15 protein-coding genes are annotated in these 21,652 nt (G+C 39.4%); 13 read left to right on the top strand and 2 right to left on the bottom strand.

Annotated features, from left to right (window positions below; translation table 11 throughout):
* Positions 1-48 precede the first annotated feature (48 nt).
* The 4 genes from LV92_RS17350 (at position 49) to LV92_RS17365 (ending at position 4,299) form a co-directional block, all read left to right on the top strand.
* A complete protein-coding gene (locus LV92_RS17350; protein ID WP_111624875.1) occupies positions 49-1,557 on the top strand; it encodes a leucine-rich repeat domain-containing protein in 1,509 nt (502 codons plus the stop codon).
* Between the two features lie 130 nt (positions 1,558-1,687).
* Positions 1,688-2,302 carry a collagen-like protein gene (locus tag LV92_RS17355; protein ID WP_111624876.1) on the top strand — a complete coding sequence of 205 codons (615 nt, stop codon included), beginning with the start codon at positions 1,688-1,690 and terminating at the stop codon, positions 2,300-2,302.
* 127 nt (positions 2,303-2,429) lie between these two features.
* Complete coding sequence (locus LV92_RS17360; RefSeq protein ID WP_111624877.1) at positions 2,430-3,023, top strand: hypothetical protein; 594 nt, start codon at positions 2,430-2,432, stop codon at positions 3,021-3,023.
* A gap of 157 nt (positions 3,024-3,180) precedes the next feature.
* A complete protein-coding gene (locus LV92_RS17365) occupies positions 3,181-4,299 on the top strand; it encodes a YncE family protein (protein ID WP_111624878.1) in 1,119 nt (372 codons plus the stop codon).
* 115 nt (positions 4,300-4,414) lie between these two features.
* Here the strand turns inward: LV92_RS17365 and lipB are convergent, their stop codons facing one another.
* Together lipB and LV92_RS17375 are read right to left on the bottom strand one after the other, a co-directional pair.
* On the bottom strand, positions 4,415-5,131 hold the full coding sequence (lipB, locus tag LV92_RS17370) for a lipoyl(octanoyl) transferase LipB (RefSeq protein WP_111624879.1): 717 nt from the start codon (positions 5,129-5,131) through the stop codon (positions 4,415-4,417).
* 44 nt (positions 5,132-5,175) lie between these two features.
* The gene (locus LV92_RS17375) at positions 5,176-5,331 is read right to left on the bottom strand and encodes a YqaE/Pmp3 family membrane protein (RefSeq protein WP_111624880.1); all 156 of its coding nucleotides are present in this window, start codon (positions 5,329-5,331) and stop codon (positions 5,176-5,178) included.
* Positions 5,332-5,554: 223 nt separating this feature from the next.
* Here LV92_RS17375 and lysS point away from each other — a divergent pair, with 223 nt between their 5' ends.
* From lysS to LV92_RS17420, 9 genes are all read left to right on the top strand, one after another.
* Positions 5,555-7,246: a lysine--tRNA ligase gene (gene lysS, locus LV92_RS17380; protein ID WP_111624881.1), complete on the top strand. Its 1,692-nt coding sequence runs from the start codon at positions 5,555-5,557 to the stop codon at positions 7,244-7,246.
* Between the two features lie 554 nt (positions 7,247-7,800).
* Positions 7,801-10,533, top strand: coding sequence for a PSD1 and planctomycete cytochrome C domain-containing protein (locus LV92_RS17385; protein WP_111624882.1), 2,733 nt, complete (start codon positions 7,801-7,803; stop codon positions 10,531-10,533).
* Between the two features lie 2 nt (positions 10,534-10,535).
* Positions 10,536-12,044 carry a DUF1501 domain-containing protein gene (locus LV92_RS17390; protein ID WP_111624883.1) on the top strand — a complete coding sequence of 503 codons (1,509 nt, stop codon included), beginning with the start codon at positions 10,536-10,538 and terminating at the stop codon, positions 12,042-12,044.
* A gap of 241 nt (positions 12,045-12,285) precedes the next feature.
* A complete protein-coding gene (locus LV92_RS17395) occupies positions 12,286-13,683 on the top strand; it encodes a c-type cytochrome domain-containing protein (protein ID WP_111624884.1) in 1,398 nt (465 codons plus the stop codon).
* A 110-nt stretch (positions 13,684-13,793) separates the two neighbouring features.
* The gene (locus LV92_RS17400; protein WP_111624885.1) at positions 13,794-15,227 is read left to right on the top strand and encodes a PKD domain-containing protein; all 1,434 of its coding nucleotides are present in this window, start codon (positions 13,794-13,796) and stop codon (positions 15,225-15,227) included.
* A 95-nt stretch (positions 15,228-15,322) separates the two neighbouring features.
* Positions 15,323-16,753, top strand: coding sequence for an SLC13 family permease (locus LV92_RS17405; RefSeq protein ID WP_111624886.1), 1,431 nt, complete (start codon positions 15,323-15,325; stop codon positions 16,751-16,753).
* A gap of 334 nt (positions 16,754-17,087) precedes the next feature.
* Positions 17,088-19,589, top strand: a complete 2,502-nt coding sequence (locus tag LV92_RS17410) for a zinc-dependent metalloprotease (RefSeq protein WP_111624887.1) — start codon at positions 17,088-17,090, stop codon at positions 19,587-19,589.
* Positions 19,590-19,809: 220 nt separating this feature from the next.
* Positions 19,810-19,995: a hypothetical protein gene (locus LV92_RS17415; RefSeq protein ID WP_111624888.1), complete on the top strand. Its 186-nt coding sequence runs from the start codon at positions 19,810-19,812 to the stop codon at positions 19,993-19,995.
* Positions 19,996-21,182: 1,187 nt separating this feature from the next.
* The gene (locus LV92_RS17420) at positions 21,183-21,641 is read left to right on the top strand and encodes a DUF4890 domain-containing protein (RefSeq protein WP_111624889.1); all 459 of its coding nucleotides are present in this window, start codon (positions 21,183-21,185) and stop codon (positions 21,639-21,641) included.
* The last annotated feature ends 11 nt before the right edge of the window (positions 21,642-21,652 follow it).

Genomic DNA, 21,652 nt, shown 5'->3' on the forward strand with positions numbered 1-21,652 from the left:
AGGAAATGATTCTCCATTAAAGTATACAAATCATTAAAATATTTTATCATGAAAATCTATAATTCAATCTTGGGAATTTTAATACTACTTACAATAACAATGGGCTGCCAGAAAGATGATGACAGCATCATTTATTTAAGTGATGCCAAACAAATAACAGCCTTCAGAATATTAAAAACTGAAAATCCTTCTTTGACCCAGGATATTATCGGCACTATTGATCAGGACACAAGAACCATAACCGCAATGGCTCCAAATGGCACTGACTTAAATGGTCTTGTCCCAAGTATTCAAGTATCATTAAAGGCATCCATAGACCCGAAGGCAAGCCAAGATTTTGTCAACACTGTAATTTACACAGTTACCGCTGAGGATAAAACTACGGCAGCTTATGAAGTAACGGTCCTAATTGATAAAAGCAGTGAAAAAAAAATAACTTATTTTAATTTTGAAAGAGCAGATAACCCCGCATTAACGGCATCTATAAGTTGTTCAATAGACGACGATTTAAAATTGATTACCGCAACTATACCCAATAATGTAGACCTGTCCTCTATGACCCCAAGTATTGGACTATCCCCTGGAGCCACAATAGATCCCAATGGAGTCCAAAATTTCACGGAAAAAGTGAACTACACTATAACCGCAGAGGACGGCTCTTCCAATATCTACGAGGTTCATTTAACCAACCTTGCTACCAAACAAAAAAAGGTATTGGAGGATATCTTAAGTACAAACCCCGAAAACACCTTGGGATGGGACTTAAACACCCCGGATTTAAGTACTTTGGAGGGCGTAAATACCTGGGAAACTGGAGAAATACATTGGATAGACCTTTCTGGAAAGGGCATTAAGGTAATACCCGCAGCCTTAGGTGAACTTAAGAACTTGAGCTTTCTAAAACTCTCCAATAACAATATTGATCTTATTCCTGAAGAGATAGGATCATTAACCAACTTATCAAGTTTTTATGTGGACAATAATATGCTTGAGGCATTACCAGCAGCATTTTGGACACTTACAGCGCTTCGGAATTTAGATTTAAACAATAATAATTTAACCTCCATACCAAGCGAAATTGGTGCCCTAATAAATTTAGGACAACTTAATATCTCCGATAATAATTTGCAGTCCATTCCGGCTGAAACTGGGAACTTGGTCCAATTGACCTATTTAAATTTCAGTTCCAACAAAATTGAAACCCTACCACAAGAAATAGGTCAGCTAACAAACCTGCAATATTTCTATGCTACTGACAATGAATTGACCAATCTTCCCGAATCAATTTGGGATTTAGGAAGTATTGAGTATTTCTCTATAGGCAGTAACAATTTCTCATCGCTAACCAATAAAATAGGACAACTTACTACATTGATAGAATTAAATATATCAAACAACAATCTTAGCACCCTTCCCACTTCCGTGGGAGAACTCATAAACTTGGATGAGTTGGATTTGCGCACTAATAGTTTTACCTCAATCCCTCAAGTCGTTTGTGACCTGGAAACTGATCATGGCACTTTAATTCACAAAGACGAAGGCGTTAGCTGCGAATAGAGAAATTAGGACACCCCTGGTAAATAGCATTTTAAACCGAGGTACCTACTTCGGTTTTTTTTATGCACCAATGTTAACCTATAAAATATCCAAACCATTAAAAGGCAAATAATATTAAAAACAAGAAATTATGAAAATTACAATGAAATATTTGGGCTTAGTTATTGCAATAATGACCCTTACTTTTACATCTTGTTCAAAAGATGGTGAAATAGGGCCAATAGGACCAGCGGGCGCAAACGGAACCAATGGCATTGACGGGGTCGATGGACAGGATGGGCAAGATGGAGAAGATGGCAACGCCAATGTAACTGCTTCTGATTGGTTTGAGCCAACTGAGAGTTCTTATAGCGTTAACAATCCAAGATATAAGGCCTTACCTCTTGCAACAAATCTGAGTTCAAGTTTATTGGAGGACGGGGTTATTCTTGTGTACTATGATAATGACACGGATGTTTATCTCCTCCCCAATCATATATTCGCTCCTGACGGCTCTATATTAAAATCAGTGGACTCAAAAACTAATCGTGCCGCGCGCACTATATACATTAACATCCAACGTTCAGATTCTGATCTAATTCCAAGTGAATACCTATGGGATCAAAGTGGCCCGCCTTACAATAGGGGAGTTCGATTTAGATATGTAATCGTTCCCTCCAACGCTGCATCCGGTAAAAAGGCTACAATCGACTACAAGAAAATGTCTTATGAAGAGGTAATGGACCATTTCGGATTGGATTATTAATAACCATTATTGGACAACATATTAAAAAACCGAGCATCTCACTCGGTTTTTTTTTGCTCTGATGTTAACCTTGTTAATCTTCTAACATTAATAAAAAAACAATAATCATTTTTTAAAAATTCTAATTATGAAAAAAACAATGAAATTATTTGGATTAGCTATCTTGGTTTTTAGCCTTTTGACAACCTCTTGCGCTAAAGATGGTGAAGATGGGGCTATGGGCCCCGCCGGTATTGACGGTGTCGATGGAACCGATGGAACTAACGGTGTTGACGGGACTAACGGAAACGCCAACGTCAATACCTACGTTTTTGACCTTTCGTCCGATTCTGGTAATTCAATTCCCGTGGATTTACCGGAACTCACTCAAGAAGTAATCGACAATGATCTTATTATTGGTTACCTACAAAATGGTGCGGGAAGCAGCACCTATTACCCAGTACCCGCAAGTGTATGGCCGAATGGCACTGGTGGATTCTATGACATTGCCGTTGATATTGCAATAGGAAAATATTGGATTCATTTTTACGAGGTTGGTACACAGACATTCATGAATGTAACTAGTGTAGAATTGGGCAAACTTAAAATCGTTATTGCCGAATCTACAAATACAACTACAGGTAAAAGTGGAAAAGAAAGTATTCGCCAATCATTGAAATCAGCAGGTGTCGACATAAACGATTACTACGCCGTTATGGATTATTTTGGGCTTGACTATTAGGCCTTTTGAGACATAAAAATGAAAAGACCGATGCACATGCCTCGGTTTTTTTATGCCCCAATGTTAACCTTAAAATTTCTGGACCATTAATAGGTAAAGCGTTCCTTCAATTGGAACAATGAAATTTAATAGATAAATAACTTAAAAAAACATTGCGATGAAAACTTCAAATAGAAATCATAGCCTATCCTATCAATTAGGGAAACACCAAAGTGCCAATAGATATTTAGCAAACCTATACCCACTTAAATACCTTATTATCCTACTACTATCAACTACCTTATTCAATTGTAGTAGTGATGATGACACTACTAATTTTGAACAAGACCCTTTATTGGGAAAATGGGAAGTCACCAGTGGTGTTTTTATAGAATCACAACCTAAATACCTCATTTTCAATACAGACAATACTATAAGCTTTTTACATGAGACGGATCTAGGATTTAAATCAAATGAAAAAGTTCCTTATACGGTTTCAGGATCTGAGATCAAAATAAATGTGCAAGGCTTTATACCTTTCGAATTCATATTGGAACAGAATAAACTTCAGATTATAGAGGGTGCTAATGTTTTGCAGTTGATAAAAAATAATAATGCGCCCTCTTCTGAAAATTGGGTAGAGGAACTTTCAATACTAAGTAAAGGAAATGCCCCAGTGAGCGGGGAGGGAGATTTCGCATTCACCTATGACAAAACAGAAATTATATATGGAATGAATGATGAAGCAACTTATATTCCCTTAATTGACCCGGTAACATTTACAGAAATTGGCCAAATAGCAACCACAAATATTGCAACGGCCGTTGAGATTGAAAAGTTTGAAGATGCGGATAGGTTCCTTTTTCAGAACAATGCCAACTCCAACGAAATTAGCGTTTATAAAATGGATGATGGCACTTACCAATTTAGCCTAGAAGCAGACAATAAGATAAGTGGTATGGCCTCTGTAGATTCCCAGTATCTATGGGCAGCTTCCAATGAAGATGAAGGAAGCTTAAATCTAATAAATGTTGCGGACAATACCATAGACCAGACCATACCATTGGGTTATTATAATGTATATGGGTTGGACTATCAAAATGGATTCCTATATATTGCAGATGGTAAATACTTGCATAAATGCCAAACTACACCAACGTTTAAAACTGTTGAGACTTATAAATTGCCAGATTTTGGAATACAAGGCATTGCTTATGACGGCATCAACTTTTGGGTAAGTGGGGTGGATGTAACGGAAAGTGGTTATAAGCTGATTAAGACCAGCCTTACTCCATAAAATATTTCATCCTTAAGTGGGGATTTTAGATATACCGGTCTAAAGATGATCATAAATAGAAATATTGGAATTTTTGGTAAAGCCAGAGTAATAATTGGAAATATCGAAACTACTCCTACACTTGGGTTTTTGCCGAAATAAGATGTGCTTCGAACAGTACCTCAAAATGTTTCAATAGTCGCTGCTTCACCTCGGCCATATCCACTACCTTTTTACCAAGCTCAACATTCAAGGAAGTAACGGCCTTACCTTTAATGCCACAGGGAATCATCAGATCAAAATAGCCCAGATCGGCATTCACGTTCAATGCAAAACCGTGCATGGTTACCCATCGGCTGGCTCGTACCCCCATGGCACATATTTTTCGGGCAAATGGGGTACCCACATCCAACCAAACCCCTGTTTCCCCTTCGGAGCGCTCCGCATTAAGACCGTAGTCCGCCAGGGTCAAAATAACCATTTCCTCTAAAAACCTGAGGTATTTATGAATATCGGTAAAGAAATTATCCAGGTCCAAAATAGGATAACCAACAATCTGTCCCGGGCCATGATAGGTTATATCCCCACCACGGTTTATCTTGTAGAATTTTGCGCCTTTTTCGGTAAGTACATTTTCATCTACCAACAGGTTATCCATATCCCCGCTTTTACCCAAAGTGTATACATGCGGATGCTCTACAAACAAAAAATGATTGGGCGTTTCCAATTGGGAACCCTCCCTCCTATTCTTTATTTTTAAGTCCAAAATAGATTGGAACAATTCTTCCTGGTAATCCCAAGTTTCCTTGTAATCTTTATGCCCCAAATCTTCTAATAGAATCCTTTTGTTCATCCTGCAAAGATACAAACTCCCTCAATACAGCAAACTGCAAGCTTTTAGTTCGGGTTGTTAAGGATGATCAAGGCGGCGATAACACCGGGTACCCATCCACAAAGAGTAAGGATAAATACTATAATAAAGGAACCACACCCCTTGCCAATAACGGCCAAGGGTGGAAAAATAATGGCCAACAAGACCCTAAAACAGCCCATGTTTTTTAATTTTTGATTGATGACGTCCCTCCTCGGGACTGATATACTACTTTTATTCCGCCCCTTGGAAGGACAGCTACACCTATACGACTAAAAAACGGACATTTTGTTACAAGAAATTGGGAATAATTTGGATAGGCTATTTTGAAAACAATCAATTCCAATTTTTGGATTGATAGATTAACGGAGAGTGCCTATATTTGCAGCCTTAATTTATAAGAATATGCAACTTTCGGAACAAGAAATAATTAGAAGGGAAAAACTTGGCAAGTTACGGGAAATGGGCATCGACCCCTATCCCGCGGCACTGTATCCAGTAAATAGTACTTCTAAAAAGGCCAAGGAGAATTATGATGAAGGCAAAAAAGTAGTTCTTTCCGGAAGGCTTATGTCCAGAAGGATTCAAGGCAAGGCTTCCTTTGCAGAACTACAGGACAGCGAAGGCCGTATACAGGTCTATTTCAACAGGGACGAAATTTGTACTGGGGACGACAAGACCTTGTACAATGATGTGTATAAAAAATTATTGGACATTGGCGACATTATTGGTATAGAAGGCGAACTTTTCACCACACAGGTAGGCGAGAAAACCGTAATGGTAAGGAATTTCACCCTACTGAGCAAATCTTTACGTCCCCTGCCCTTGCCAAAAGTGGATGCCGACGGAAAAGTTTACGACGAATTTAACGATCCGGAATTGCGCTACCGTCAGAGATATGTGGATTTGGTAGTAAACCCAAGCGTTAAGAAAAATTTTATAAAGCGTACCAAGATTACCAATAGTATGCGTCAATTTTTTAACGATGCAGGCTATTTGGAGGTGGAGACACCTATTCTGCAACCCATTCCTGGAGGTGCCGCAGCCCGTCCGTTTATGACGCACCACAACGCATTGAACATTCCTTTATATTTAAGGGTGGCCAATGAGTTATACCTAAAAAGATTGATTGTTGGTGGCTTTGATGGGGTTTACGAATTTGCAAAGGATTTTAGAAACGAGGGCATGGATCGTACCCATAACCCTGAGTTTACCGTTATGGAACTTTATGTAGCCTACAAGGATTACAATTGGATGATGGATATGACCGAAAAGCTTTTGGAAAAGGTGGCCATCGATTCCAACGGTGCTTCCAAGGTAACCGTCGGTAAAAATGAGATAGAGTTTAAGGCCCCTTACCCTAGGGTACCCATTTTGGAAGCTATTAAAATCCATACCGGTTTTGATGTTGCCGGGATGAACGAGGTGGAACTTAGGGAAGTTGCCAAAAAATTAAATATTGAGGTTGATGATAGTATGGGAGTTGGCAAGCTTATCGATGAAATTTTCGGTGAAAAATGCGAACATCACTACATACAGCCTACCTTCATCACAGATTACCCCAAAGAAATGAGTCCTTTGTGCAAGGAGCACAGGGACAATCCGGCATTGACGGAACGTTTTGAACTCATGGTAAATGGAAAGGAATTGGCCAATGCCTATTCCGAGCTGAACGATCCCATTGACCAGCGCGAAAGGTTTGAAGAACAACTTCAACTATCGGAAAAAGGGGACGACGAGGCCATGTTCATTGATCAAGATTTCCTAAGGGCCCTGGAATACGGAATGCCCCCAACCAGTGGTATCGGTATAGGTATAGATCGTTTGGTGATGTTGATGACCAACAATGCCTCCATACAAGAGGTGCTTTTCTTCCCACAAATGAGACCGGAAAAGAGACAAGTTGAGCTTAGTGAAGAAGAAAAAGAAATACTTGCCCTGTTAAAACCAGAAGGCAAAATGGCCTTGGATGAACTTAAGACCAAAGCGGGTTTAAGTGGCAAAAAATGGGATAAATCCATGAAGGCCCTTTCCAAGCACGAGTTGATCAAGGTAGCCACAGAAGGCGATACTAAAATGGTGCTTCTTAAGAAATAGTCCCAAAAGGAACTAACAAAATCTATAAATTATTTTAAGCGATTCTATTAGAACGATAGAATCGCTTAAATTTTTACACCCAAAAACCAACATCTCTTGTGGTATTTTTTTGGATTGACATTGCCTTTGTAATTTCATACTTTTATAAACGGCAATTTTCTGAAATAAAATTAATTAGGAATTAATAATCAGCAGAATTCACAGAAAATTCCCAAAAGAATTAGCTATTTGATTACAATTGGAGTTTATTTCTCACATTATTGCCGAAAATATCATCGTTTTATTACCCTAAAAAAATGAAATTTGGATTTTCTGTATAATTGGATTTTTAAAAGAAGATGAATATTTAAGAACTAATGTGGGCATATGCTACAGTATGGAACAAAAAAGTATTGGTAATCATCATAATGTTGATTGCACATAATTCCTTTAGGAAGTAATATTATTTCCCTTAGAATAATTAAATTAACTGCTTAGTATTAACTTAACGCAGATAAGCACAAGAGAAACGGATTTGATACCTTTGATACCAAATAAACATTAAAAATATTAGTATGAAAAATAAAGCATATTTATTCCTGTTCATTTTGGGGGCACTTGTGCTTGTAATTTCAGCGTGGATGATGCTTAAACCTTCGGATACCGTAGATTTTAGTGCAGATATAAAACCCATCTTGAACAAGAATTGCATTACCTGCCATGGTGGAGTTAAAAAAAGTGGTGGTTTTAGTCTTTTATTCGAAGAGGAGGCCTTTGCCAATACCGAATCCGGAGTGCCTGCCATTATCCCCGGCAACGCAGCCAAAAGTCCATTCATCCAACGGTTAAAGGAAGATGACCCAGAATTAAGGATGCCCTATAAGAAGTCGAAACTTTCAAAGGAGGAAATAGAATTATTGACCAAGTGGGTAGATCAAGGTGCCAAATGGGGCAAGCATTGGGCCTATTCCTTACCGGAAAAGGTAGACATTCCGGAAGCCACCCAATCCGCAGGTATTTCTTCCAATGATTCTGAAGGATTTATCCAAAACAGCATAGACCACTTTATTTTAAGGACCTTGGAAAATAACGACTTGGAACCTAGTCCTGCAGCAGAGCCAAATGTAATAGCCAGAAGACTTTCCTTGGACCTTACCGGTCTACCTCCGGACGATTCCTTGTTTAATGATTTTACCACCGGAAAGATTACCTATGAAAATATGGTGGACGAGCTGTTGTCCCAAGATGGGTATGGTGAAAAGTGGGCCAGTTGGTGGTTGGACCAAGCCCGCTATGCCGATACCAAAGGTTATGAAAGTGATATGGGAAGGACTATGTGGCAATATCGTGATTGGGTAATAAGGGCCTTCAACAAGGATATGCCCTATGACCAGTTTACCATTGAGCAGTTGGCCGGTGATCTTTTACCTCAACCATCCGTTGACCAACTCATTGCAACGGCTTTCCATAGAAATACCATGAATAACGGAGAAGGAGGAACAGATGATGAAGAGTTTAGGGTAGCTGCGGTAGTAGACAGAGTAAATACCACTTTTGAGGTATGGCAGAGTACCACAATAGGCTGCGTACAATGTCATAGTCATACTTATGACCCCTTTAAAAATAAAGAGTATTACAATCTCATGGCATTTTTCAACAATTCCAGGGATGAAGATACTTCTGAAGATGAACCTACTCTAAAATTTTATACTCCAGACCAAAAAACGGAGATAAAAAAGATAGTAGATTGGATTTCCAATCACGGCAGTTCCCAAATTGCCGAAAAATATCAGAACTTCCTCACCTACACCGAACCAATTTACCATTCGCATTTAATAAAAAAATTCGAAAATGGTAACGTAGAAGGAAGGCTTTCCTTAAGGGATAATGGTTTCTGTTTTTTAAATAATGTATATACTCAAGGTGCGGGGTATATGTATTTAAAATATTCTTCTGGAATAGACGGCACTACTATGACGATAAGAAAGGATAATGCCGGTGGAGAAATTCTATCCCAGTTTGTCATCAACAAAACTTCTGGCACCTTAGTACGAAAAGTTCCATTTAAAAAAACGAACGAAAAGCTAAACCTTTATATCGAAACGGATAACAATAGTGTCTCACCTAAATCTGCCTTGGGATATTTTACATGGTTTGCCTTTCTTCCCGATATGCCTGATGTTCCGATAGCCGAGTATCCTACTATTGAAAATACCTTATTAAAATTATTAAATACTGATACAGCCTCCTTACCTATCATGGTTGAAAACCCGGACTATAGAAACCGCATCACCCAAGTTTTTGAGCGGGGCAGTTGGCTTATGAAAACCGATACAGTACAACCAGGAACTCCCAAAAGCCTAAACGCTTGGAACGATGCCTGGCCAAAAAATAGGTTGGGACTCTCAAGATGGCTTGTCAGTAAGGAGAACCCGCTAACGGCTCGGACTTTGGTCAACAAGGTGTGGCAACAAATTTATGGGCGGGGCATAGTAGCTTCCTTGGAAGATATGGGCTCGCAATCCGATCCGCCTTCCCATCCAGAATTATTCGATTGGCTGGCTTTAAGATTTATGAACGAGCACAATTGGAGTATAAAAGCCTTGGTAAAAGATATTGTGATGTCCGGCACCTACAGGCAAAGTTCCAAAAACAACGCCAAATTATACAATTTGGATCCTGAAAACCGACTCTATGCCCGCGGTCCCAGAATACGCTTAAGTGCAGAACAAATTCGCGATCAGGCCTTGGCCGTGTCGGGGCTAATAAGTGCCAAAATGTACGGCCCAAGTGTTATGCCGCCACAACCTGATGGCATTTGGCAAACGGTATATAATGGTGGTAATTGGGTGGAAAGCCAAGGGGAGGACAAGTACAGGAAAGCCGTTTACACTTATTTAAAAAGGACCAGCCCCTACCCTTCTTTCCTGACTTTTGATGCCGGAAGTAGGGAAGTATCAACGGTGCGCAGAACGGTAACAAATACCCCTTTACAGGCCTTGGTTACCCTTAATGACCCAGTATATCTGGAAACTGCCTATCATTTGGCCAAATTTATGAGCCAAAACAATAATGTGGACAGCAGCATAAGACAAGGGTACAAGAAAGCCGTTCTATTGGACATCAATAAGGAAAAACTACATGTATTAAAAGAATTGTACAACAGTTCTGTTTCTGAATTCAAGGAAAAACCTAAAAATATTAAGGAATTTCTTCCTTATGAAGCGGATGCAGATGCCAATATAGCAGCATTGACCGTGGTGGCCAATGCTATAATGAACTTGGATGAGTTTTTAACAAAATCGTAGTTATGAACAGTTTAGACCGATTAATAGAAGAAAAGTTGCAGCGGGAGCTCCAAGCAAAGACCCGAAGACATTTTATAAAGGATTGTGTTGCCGGGATGGGAGGTTTGGCCCTAGGCTCCCTTTTTATGTCCTGTAATTCCTTTCTTGGCAATAATGACAAAGCTAGGATTACCCTGACAGAAAGGGACATCAACCCCTTGGCTTCCATGGCACCTCCTTTTCCTGCTAAGGTAAAATCTGTTATTTACCTGCATATGGCAGGGGCTCCTTCCCAGTTGGAAATGTTCGATTACAAGCCTACCCTACATAAACTGAACAATCAGGCCTGTCCGCAATCCTTGTTGGAAGGGCGAAAATTTGCCTTCATCCGCGGAGTACCAAAATTACTTGGACCCCAGGCGGAATTTAAGCAGCATGGGGAATCCGGTAATTGGGTCTCCAACTTTCTGCCCCACTTTTCCAAAGTCGTGGATGAAGTGGCTTTCCTTAAAGCGGTAAATACAGATCAATTTAACCATGGGCCTGCGCAATTATTTATGCATACTGGAAGTCCTAGGTTGGGTAGACCAAGTATAGGATCTTGGGTCACCTATGGTTTGGGATCCGAAAATCAAAATTTACCAGGTTTTGTAGTCCTTACTTCAGGAGGAAAAACGCCAGATGCCGGTAAAAGTGTGTGGGGCAGTGGTTTTTTACCCTCGGTGTACCAAGGGGTCCAATGCCGATCCAAAGGAGATCCGGTACTTTATATAGATGACCCTAAGGGCATTACCCGAAACCTTAAAAAAAGTACTATTGATGCTATAAACAACATCAACAAAAAAGAATTCAATGAATATTCCGATCCTGAGATTTTGGCTAGGATCAATCAGTACGAAATGGCCTACCGCATGCAGACTGCAGTGCCAGAGGTGATGAACATCAATAATGAACCAGAGCATATGAAGGAAATGTATGGAGTACAACCTGGAAAGGAATCCTTTGCCAACAATTGTCTCTTGGCCAGAAAGCTCGTTGAGGACGGGGTACGCTTTGTACAATTGTTCGACTGGGGATGGGACAGCCATGGTGACAGCCATTCCAATGCCGTTGATCTTGGGTTAAGAAATAAATGTACAGAAATAGACAGGCCCATTTCAGCATTACTCCTAGACCTTAAACAGAGAGGATTATTGGAAGAAACCTTGGTGATCTGGGGCAGTGAGTTCGGAAGAACCCCTATGCAGGAAAATAGGGAAGGAAAAGAAATGGCCTTTAAGGGAAGGGACCATCACGGAGATGCCTTTACCATGTGGATGGCCGGAGGAGGCATAAAGAAAGGTGCCAGCTGGGGCCTTACCGATGAAATTGGATTTTCTGCATTGGAGGGCCAGGTCTCGGTACATGATGTGCACGCCACTATGATGCACCTTCTGGGTTTTGACCACGAACAATTTACTTTTGATTTTCAAGGAAGACCCTTCCGACTTACCGATGTGGAAGGACATGTAATCCACGAAATTCTTGCATAAAATACAAACCGACCAAACCAATATAATGCGACTATTTATCCCGTACTGTGAATCCTTGCTAATTTCCTACATCCAAGAAAAGGTTTTATCCTTTAAAACCTCTATGAGAAACCAACTATTTTGGGATACTTTTTGCGCAGGAACACCATTCTACTGCCATAACGGAGTTGAAATTTGCAGACCTATTAATTCCGTTAATCATGTAGCTTTAAAAGAACGCCTAAAATTGAACAAATAATTTATGGAAGTTATCCAACAATTAATAGGTCGCTTACACCCTCTTGTAGTTCATTTACCGATAGGATTCATTATTGCCGCCTTACTATTGCAATGGTATGATAGAAAAAACAAGGAATGGTCCAAAATACTTGGAATCCTGTTTCAATGGGCATTTATTTTCGCCACTATAGCATGTATTAGTGGCTATCTACTTTATAAGGGCGAAGGATATTCCTTCGATACGGTAAAATTTCATTTATGGCTAGGTATTGTTACCGCCTTATTTTCTTTGTTGATGTACCTTAGGTTGTCAGCATCCTCAAAAATCGACTTTATAAAGCGAGTGCCAGTGGTTCTTTTTTCTTTCTCACTATTATTTCTCATATCGTTCACAGGGCATCTTGGGGGAAATATCACCCACGGATCGGATTACCTCATTGAACCACTGCCCAACAGTATAAAATCCATATTGGGTGTTGGCCCGGAAGTTTATGAAATGCCTACCCTGGACGAAGATAATTGGGAAGATGCCGTGCTCTATACCGATCTTGTTCAACCCATCCTGAACAATAGGTGTGTAAGCTGCCATAATGCCAAAAAAGAAAAAGGGGAACTGCAGTTAGAGGAAGAAAACGGTATACTTAGAGGTGGAGAGGACGGAGTGGTAATTGAGCCGAACGACCCGGAAAAAAGCGCCCTCTACGCCAGATTGATATTGCCTTTGGAGCACGAAGACCACATGCCCCCAAAAGACAAGACACAGCCCTCAATAGAGGAAATAGAAATTATAAAAACCTGGATAGCCCATAAGAATTCGTTCGACAAGACCATTGGTGAACTAGGCCTAAAAAAAGAATTATTCTATGCGTTTTTCCCCAAAGAGAAAGACGACACCTACCCCAACGTAGCGGTTGCCGAAATTCCAGTGGATACCATTGCAGCTCTGAAGAATAAGGGCTTTCACGTAGAACGGCTAAGCGAGGAAAGCAATTTTATAAAAATCTCCTGTATCAATAAACCTACCTTTTCCGATAAGGATTTTGATTCGCTATCCTCAGTTAGGAATCAAGTTGTTTATCTAGATCTTGGCGAGACCCAGATTACCGATGCTATTTTTGAAAAAATAAGCACCTTGCCCAACCTTACCATATTAAAGTTGGACAATACCGGGGTAACAGGGAAAAATATAGAAACCTTGGAAAAACTGGAGTATCTTAAAAACTTGAACCTTATGGGGACAAATTTTGAAGAGGTACATCTCCCAAAATTAAAAAAGTTTGAAAAATTGCAGATTGTGTATCTGTTCAACACACCGGTTAAAAAACCAGATCATGTAGACAAACCAAAGGAAGGCGAATTGTTTGTAGATTACGGCGGTTACAACCTACCCAAAATAGCCACGGATTCCATAGTTTTCTAGTTTGGCCACTATCTTGATACTATCAGCGTTAAAAGTAAGTCTTACATCGAAATACTGAAATAAGAGTGGCATTTTCACGTTAATACTAATAGATCCCAAATCTATTTAGTATGAAAAAATTCTACGCAATTATTTTCTTGTCCTTTTTTGCGCTTTCCTGTACCAAGGAAGACAAGGGAGACATTACCGAAGTGGAGATAGATTTGACCGCTTGTTTTACAGTTAGCACGGACACCTTAGTTATTGGGGAATCTTTACAATTGACAAATTGTTCCAAAGATGCCGTTATTTTTTCCTATGATTTTGGCAATAATGAAATAAGCAACCAAGAAAGTCCTTCTGTAACCTATGAGGAAGGTGGCAGTTATACCATTACCCTTGTTGTTTACGATGACCAAAAACATAGCAAAACCATCAGCAAAACAATTTTTGTGGAAACCCCAGTGGAATCCTATTACCTGTTCCCTGAAATTCCCCTAGGATACAATGCGCTACCATTAGAGATGGGCATTGATCCTCTAAACGGCAATATTTTCTATCTAGAAAAAACCGAGGATCTTGTAAACCTGACCGTCCCCAAATTCTACTACAAAGAATTGGGTACCAACCTTATACCTTCTTCCAACTATATTGCTGACCAACAGTTCAACACCGAAAATGCCTATGTCAATTTTCTTGGCAACGGTAATAAGAACATCCATTTTTCCCGTACCCTGCCAGAATTATACGGGTCGCAGGAAATAACCCTGAATAACAACTGGGCCTTGACATCTACTTTAAGCTCAGCAACCAAATACCTATATGGCTACCTAAAAGAAGGTGTAAATTTCATATTCTTTGGAACGCAAAAGGACAATGGCACCTACAAAGCAGTTATTGAAAAAAGGAATGCCAATGGCGATGCTTTTGATGTCCAATTTAAAACCATTGGATCCAACAATGCCTTGCTGGCCGATATGATCAAGACAACCAATGGTTATATAGCCTTTGGAGCCACATTCGACAAGAACATTATTCTACCCTTCATTACCAATTATAGCCCAGTTCTAGTGTTTTTCGATACTAATTTCGCCATTACAAAAACGGTAGAACTTAGTAACTCCGTATTGGGGACGCATATCACCGAAGCCAACCATTTAAATGGTGCTTACCACCTAATACAATTGTCCAACGGCAACTTGGCTACCTACGGCAATGGCGAGCTCAATATTACAGATTCAGACGGAAACTTTATCAAAACCCACTATTTTAATGTGAACAATAAAACCCAGGCCATAATCTCTTTGGGAGATTCTTTTATAATCTCAACAGGCGATGGCTATTTGCGTAAATTCGACCCTACTGGTACTGAAATAAAGAAACTTAATTACAAGGGGAACTTTACTCCGGAAATATTGGAAATAAACAATAACCTGTTTATTGTTGCCGGCTACCGGACCAAGGATACGATCCTCAACATAGCAGAACTTCCTGTCGTAAAAATATTTTACGGTGCAGTGGATAAAGACCTAAATTTGATAAGCGTGGAGTCGATTTTCAACTAATTGGAATCAATATCACAAAAACTAAAACTACATATCAGTTTACATTTTTATAACTGCCAGAAATAGCCTAGTTTAGAACTCCATAAACCTCCCATATGGATTTGAGCAAAAAATTAGGATTATTATTAGGCCCCATCTTCTTTTTTATTATTCTTAATCTACCAAATACCCTAGTCTCCGAAAAAGGCGATGCCGTAATCGCGGTGGCGGTCTGGATGGTAGTTTGGTGGATAACCGAAGCCGTATCCATTTCCGTTGCGGCCTTGCTGCCCCTTATTTTATTTCCCCTCCTAAAGATCATGCCCATCAACGACGTAGGTGCCAACTATGGAAGTCCCATCATTTTTCTATTTTTTGGAGGCTTTGTGATGGCTTTGGCCTTGGAGAAAGTGAACTTACACAAACGTATTGCCCTTAACATCATTAAAATTACAGGAACAACACCGAACAAGGTAGTCCTAGGGTTTATGATTGCTACGGCTGCCTTAAGCATGTGGATAAGCAATACGGCAAGTACTGTGGTTATGCTGCCCATTGCCATGTCCGTAATTGGGCTATTGGTAAACGATGCCGACGGCTTTACCAAGGATGATCGCAATTTTGCACTCAATGTAATGTTGGGAATCGCATTCTCGGCAAACGCTGGAGGAATTGCAACCGTTATTGGCACGCCTCCAAATTCAATTTTAATTGGCTTACTGGAAAACGAGTACAATATCGAAATTTCTTTTCTTAAATGGATGGTTGTTGGATTGCCATTTTCAATCATCTTGGTAACCATTTGTTATCTGGTCCTTGTAAAATGGTTTTTTCCCAATAAGCAATTAAAATTTACAGGCTCCAAACAGATTATTCAGGAAGAATTAAAAAAATTGGGGCCTACGAGCCGCAAAGAAAAAATGGTACTCACCATCTTTGGAATAACAGTTTTCCTATGGATTTTTAGAACATTGATCAACAGTATTTTTCCTTCCTTAGGATTATCGGACACCATCATAAGTATGATAGCCGCAGTTTCCCTTTTTGCCATTCCCTTTAACATTAAAAAAGGTGATTTTATTATCGGCTGGAGCGATACCGAAAAATTGGCATGGGGAATTCTAATATTATTTGGTGGTGGACTTGCCCTGGCCGAAGGAATGTCGACCAGTGGTATTGTAGATATGGTTGCAAACGCCATTTCCACTAGCGATATAAGTATATTATTTACGGCATCCTTGTTAATACTTTTAATGCTCTTCATGACAGAATTAATGAGCAATGTAGCCTTGGTTGCAGTCCTTGCTCCTGTAGTTGCAGGTATAGCGATAGGTCTAGGGGTTCCAGTACTCTATTTATTGATTCCGGTGACCATTGCCAGTAGTTGCGCCTTTATGTTGCCGATGGCCACGCCTCCCAATGCCATAGTTTTTGCCAGTGGATATATAAAGGTATATCAAATGGCAAGGGTGGGAATAGTTCTTAACCTTATCTCAGTGGTATTGCTGATATTGTTGTTCCAATTCGTAATTCCCCTACTCTTCTAATTTACAGGTTGTATTTGGAACATAAGTACAGGAAAAGTTATAACAAAAGTAAAGCCTTTGTTTCCACAAAGACTTTACACATGCTTAATTCCAATAAACTATAAAAAAAAATTCTCTATATAAATAGACTGGTAATATGTAAAAATGTTACAGTCTCAATTTGATTTTTTTCTTTATCCTGATATAATACTAGAATCGGGGCCCTAAGATTCAGAAAGACCTATAATTCCGTTAATTATTTCGTAAATGGGCAATAATCCAAATCCACTTCCAAAATTTAAATTATTTTTAGTTCTTTGAAAGATTACAAGAATTCAAAAAACTTGCCCGAAATATGATTAAACATTTACTCGCGAAAGCCTTATTTACATTTGTGCTGATAGGTTGCTTCCAAGCTGCGGAAGCACAAATCTTTAAAAAGAAGGCCAACAAAGCCGAATCATCCGACACCAAGGAAAAATCAAAAAAAGGAGAAATAGAATCCTATGAAAAGGTAATCACCAAAGATGCAAAAACAGATAAGGGCCTTTTTGATGTTCACATAGTAGATGATAGTCATTATTACGAAATACCGGACTCCCTTTTTAACAAAGAAATGCTCATGGTCAGCAGGATTTCCAAAACGGCTACCGGTATTGGCTTCGGAGGGGGAAAAATAAACACCAAGGTGCTTAGATGGGAAAAATTGCCCAAAAAAGTCCTTCTTAGGGTAGTAAGCTACGATATTGTTGCTGCCGATTCACTCCCGGTAAATGAGGCCGTAGTAAATTCCAATTTTGAACCTGTATTGTATTCATTCGATATCAAGGCATTTAAGAAAGACAGCTTGCATCCCGCTACGGTAATCCAAGTGAACGATCTTTTTGAGAAAGATGTTAATGCCCTAGGCATGCCTGAACATTATCGCAAGGAATATAAGGTTTCACGTTTGGACGACTCCAGAAGCTATATAAGCACCCTAAAAAGTTATCCCTTAAATATTGAGGCAAGACATGTAAAGACTTATGTGGCCAGCAATCCCCCATCCAATGGAAGTTTGGGGTCTATTTCAATTGAAATAAACAACTCCATGATATTACTACCGGAAGAACCAATGAAACGTCGTTATTTTGATAAACGAGTAGGTTGGTTTGCCAGAGGTCAGGTAGATTATGGCCTGGATGCCCAGGAAAGCAAAACCGTAAGGTTTCTTGACCGTTGGAGGCTGGAAGTGAAAGAAGGGGATATTGAAAAATTTAAAAATGGAGAACTTGTAGAGCCCAAAAAGCCGATTGTATACTATGTAGATAGGGCTACACCAAAAAGTTGGGTTCCCTTTATAAAGCAAGGAATAGAGGACTGGCAGATTGCTTTTGAGGCAGCTGGTTTCAAAAATGCCATTTTGGCCAAAGACCCCCCAACTCCCGAAGAAGATCCGGAATGGTCGCCAGAAGACGTGCGTTATTCCGTAGTTCGCTATTTGGCCTCTCCTATTCCCAACGCCAATGGACCGCATGTAAGCGACCCCAGGACTGGAGAAATATTGGAATCCGATATCAATTGGTACCACAATGTAATGACCTTATTGAGAAATTGGTTTTTTGTACAAACGGCTGCCATTAATCCAGATGCCAGGGGAGTTGCCTTTAAAGAGGAGGTCATGGGCCGCCTAATTCGATTTGTGTCTTCGCACGAAGTTGGCCATACACTAGGCTTGCCACACAATATGGGCAGTAGTATAGCCTATCCGGTCGATTCGCTCCGCTCCGCTTCCTTTACCAAAAAGTACGGTACGGCACCCTCTATAATGGATTACGCCAGATTCAACTACATTGCCCAACCGGGAGACGAGGGTGTGGCCCTTATGCCAGAAATTGGAGTGTACGACAAATATGCGATTGGATGGGGATACCGCCCCATTTTGGACAAATCTGACAAGGAAGAAAAGGAAACCTTGGATAGTTGGATCCTAAAACACGCGGGTAATCCATTATATCGATTTGGCCACCAACAAGTAGGGGACGTAGTAGATCCAAGTTCGCAGACAGAAGATTTGGGGGACGATGCCATTAAGGCTAGTGCTTACGGTATTGAAAATCTTAAGAGAATAACTCCAAAACTAATTGAATGGACAGCAGAAAACGGTAAGGAATATGACGATCTAAACACCATGTACGGCCAGGTAATTTCACAATTTAATAGGTACATGGGCCATGTAAGCAATAATATTGGCGGCGTTTATGAGCATTATAAGACCTATGATCAGGAAGGGGCAGTATATACCCCTGTAGTTAAGGATCATCAAAAAAACTGCTTGCTATTTGTGCAGGAACAATTGTTCCAGACCCCGGAATGGCTGATCGTTCCAAACATCTTTAATAAAATAGAATATTCGGGTTCCGTAGAGCGAATAAGAAGCTTACAAGTTAGAACGTTGGAGAATATTTTGAGTTTGGGCAAACTGGCCAGGATGATCGAGAACCAAACTCTCAACGGTGCAGAGGCCTATTCCCTATTGGAAATGATGGGCGACCTTAGAAAAGGACTCTGGTCCGAAACAAGAAATGGAAACAAAATTGACACCTATAGAAGAAATCTACAAAAGGCACATATTGAAAGATTGGCCTACTTGATGACCGCTGAAAACGAAAGCAAAAAGGGAGATTCTGGAGGATATCAAAAATCCACCCCGATCAATACCGGTCAATCCGATATTCGCTCAGTTGCCAGAGCGGAATTGAATATTCTTAGAAAAGACCTGAAAAATGCAATCAATAGAACAGTAGATCCTATGAGCAAGTTTCATTTACAGGATGCAGTGGAACGGATAGAATTAATTTTAAATCCGAACAGTTAAATCGATCATCATTTAAGATACGTCTTAATTGTTATAAAAATAACATTCAGTATAATTGGAAAGGGCTATTTTAACAGATAGCCCTTTTTATTATCCTATATTTCAGATTTTTCCGTTGAACGGATACCTTTTAACGATTAAATGTAAAATTTAACAATATTTATTTTCCAGCATTTAATATTTTTCCTACTTTCAGACCTTTCTTAATACCCCCCAATCTATGTCCTATAAAATTAAAAGTTTATTGTATTTTGTTTGTTTTGTAGCCTCGGCTGTTTTGTACTATGCATTGGAGCCCGAATATAATAATAAAAACAATAGGGATTCGGCCGAAATCATTGAGCTACCATCCAATAATTTGGATCTTGACAATAAGTTGGCAAAACTGGAAAAAATTCAGGAATAGGGCTACTTCTGCACTCTTTTAAAATTCACAACCACATTTATTGGTCTTTTTACAACAACTTTAAATAGGTTTCACAACATTGGCCAATTAGGAGGCAATAGATTATATATCTTAGAGGTATAATAAAAACCCCAAATCTATGTCCTACAAAATAAAAAGTCTCTTATATTTTATTTGTTTTTTGGTGTCAGCATTGGTTTACAATAATCTATCTGACAATACTGAAGCAAATAAAGAACTGATCTCAACAGATAAATCAAAAGTTACTATTGAAGCTTTGGCAGATAACTCAGAAAATAAGTTCATAAACGTACAATAACAACAATCCAATAATTTGTTTTGAAAAAGGGTATAAACCTAGGTTTATGCCCTTTATTTTTGGTTCATACCTCTAATTGGATCAATCCCAAAAGTTGTATGTGAATTACAAAAAGATATAATTTACTATCTCAAGTTTGTGTTCTGTTCATTTTTTGCATCGCCCAAAAAACGAACCAAAAAACGCTAGGCTGATTTTAAATTTCTTTAAATCTACGCAATTTCCACAGCCGCGCCGTCCAGGCCGCTTTCACTATGGTGAAATGCTCTTTGGACAGCTACCTGAACCCAATGTGGAAACCACTTGATTTACGACGAAATTGAAAATAGGCCGGTCCTTTCGTTCCGTCAACCTTCATGTGGGAATAAGTCATTTTCCATTATTAAATACCTTTGGGCATTGCCCTCAAGGTCTATGGTTCGGTCGTTCTTCTTCCGTCGTGGAGATGGCATGGCCGTTAAGAATTATTGAAGCCTTGGAAATAATTTAGGCCATGGCATCGGTCCTTAAAATCCAGAGATTTTAGGGACCACCTAGTGAAGAAGGGTCTTTTCTTTTGTTTCGTTTTCTTTGGACAAGCAAAGAAAATGAAAGAATTATTTAATCGTTAGTTTTTCTAGATTGCTCCTATTAATTAAAACTATTGCTCAAAAAACATGAGTGATCAAATTAATCCTAATTTTACATAAACACAACAATTGTTCCTGACCCCTCTAATTGCAATCCAGAGGGATCCCATAATTTATGTCGGTATGACAATTGTACTTCCCATATCCACCTAGGCCATCTGTTAAAATTGCCCTAAAACCAGCTTTCCTGTTAAACCAATCTAATAACGTATTGTCCTATATACAAAATAGTAAATAATATGAAAAAATTAGTTGTATTAGTTGTATTGATGGCCGGTATAAGCGCCATTGCACAAAAACCGGAACGAGAAAGAGGCCACAGAGGCGATATGAAAGATATGAGTCCTGAACAAATTGCCACCTTGCAAACGAAGCAGATGACCTTGGCCTTAGACCTTACAGATACCCAACAAAAGGAAATTCAAAGTCTAAACCTGGAAAATGCTGTGAAGCGTTCAGAGAAAATGAATGAAATGAAGGCAAAAAAAGAAAGCGGTGAGGCTAAAAAATTAACTTCTGAAGAACGTTTTGCCATGAAAACAGCCATGCTGGATCATCAGATAGCCCAAAAAGAGGAGATGAAGAAAATATTGAACAAGGAGCAATATGAGAAATGGGAGAAGATGAAAAAAAACAGGGAAGGTCATAGAAAAGGCAGGGGAATGGATGACAATGACAAAAGGTCTGGAAAGAAATAAAACTTTTTCCC

It is taken from the genome of Arenibacter echinorum (genome assembly GCF_003259375.1).
Classification (GTDB): Bacteria; Bacteroidota; Bacteroidia; order Flavobacteriales; family Flavobacteriaceae; genus Arenibacter; species Arenibacter echinorum.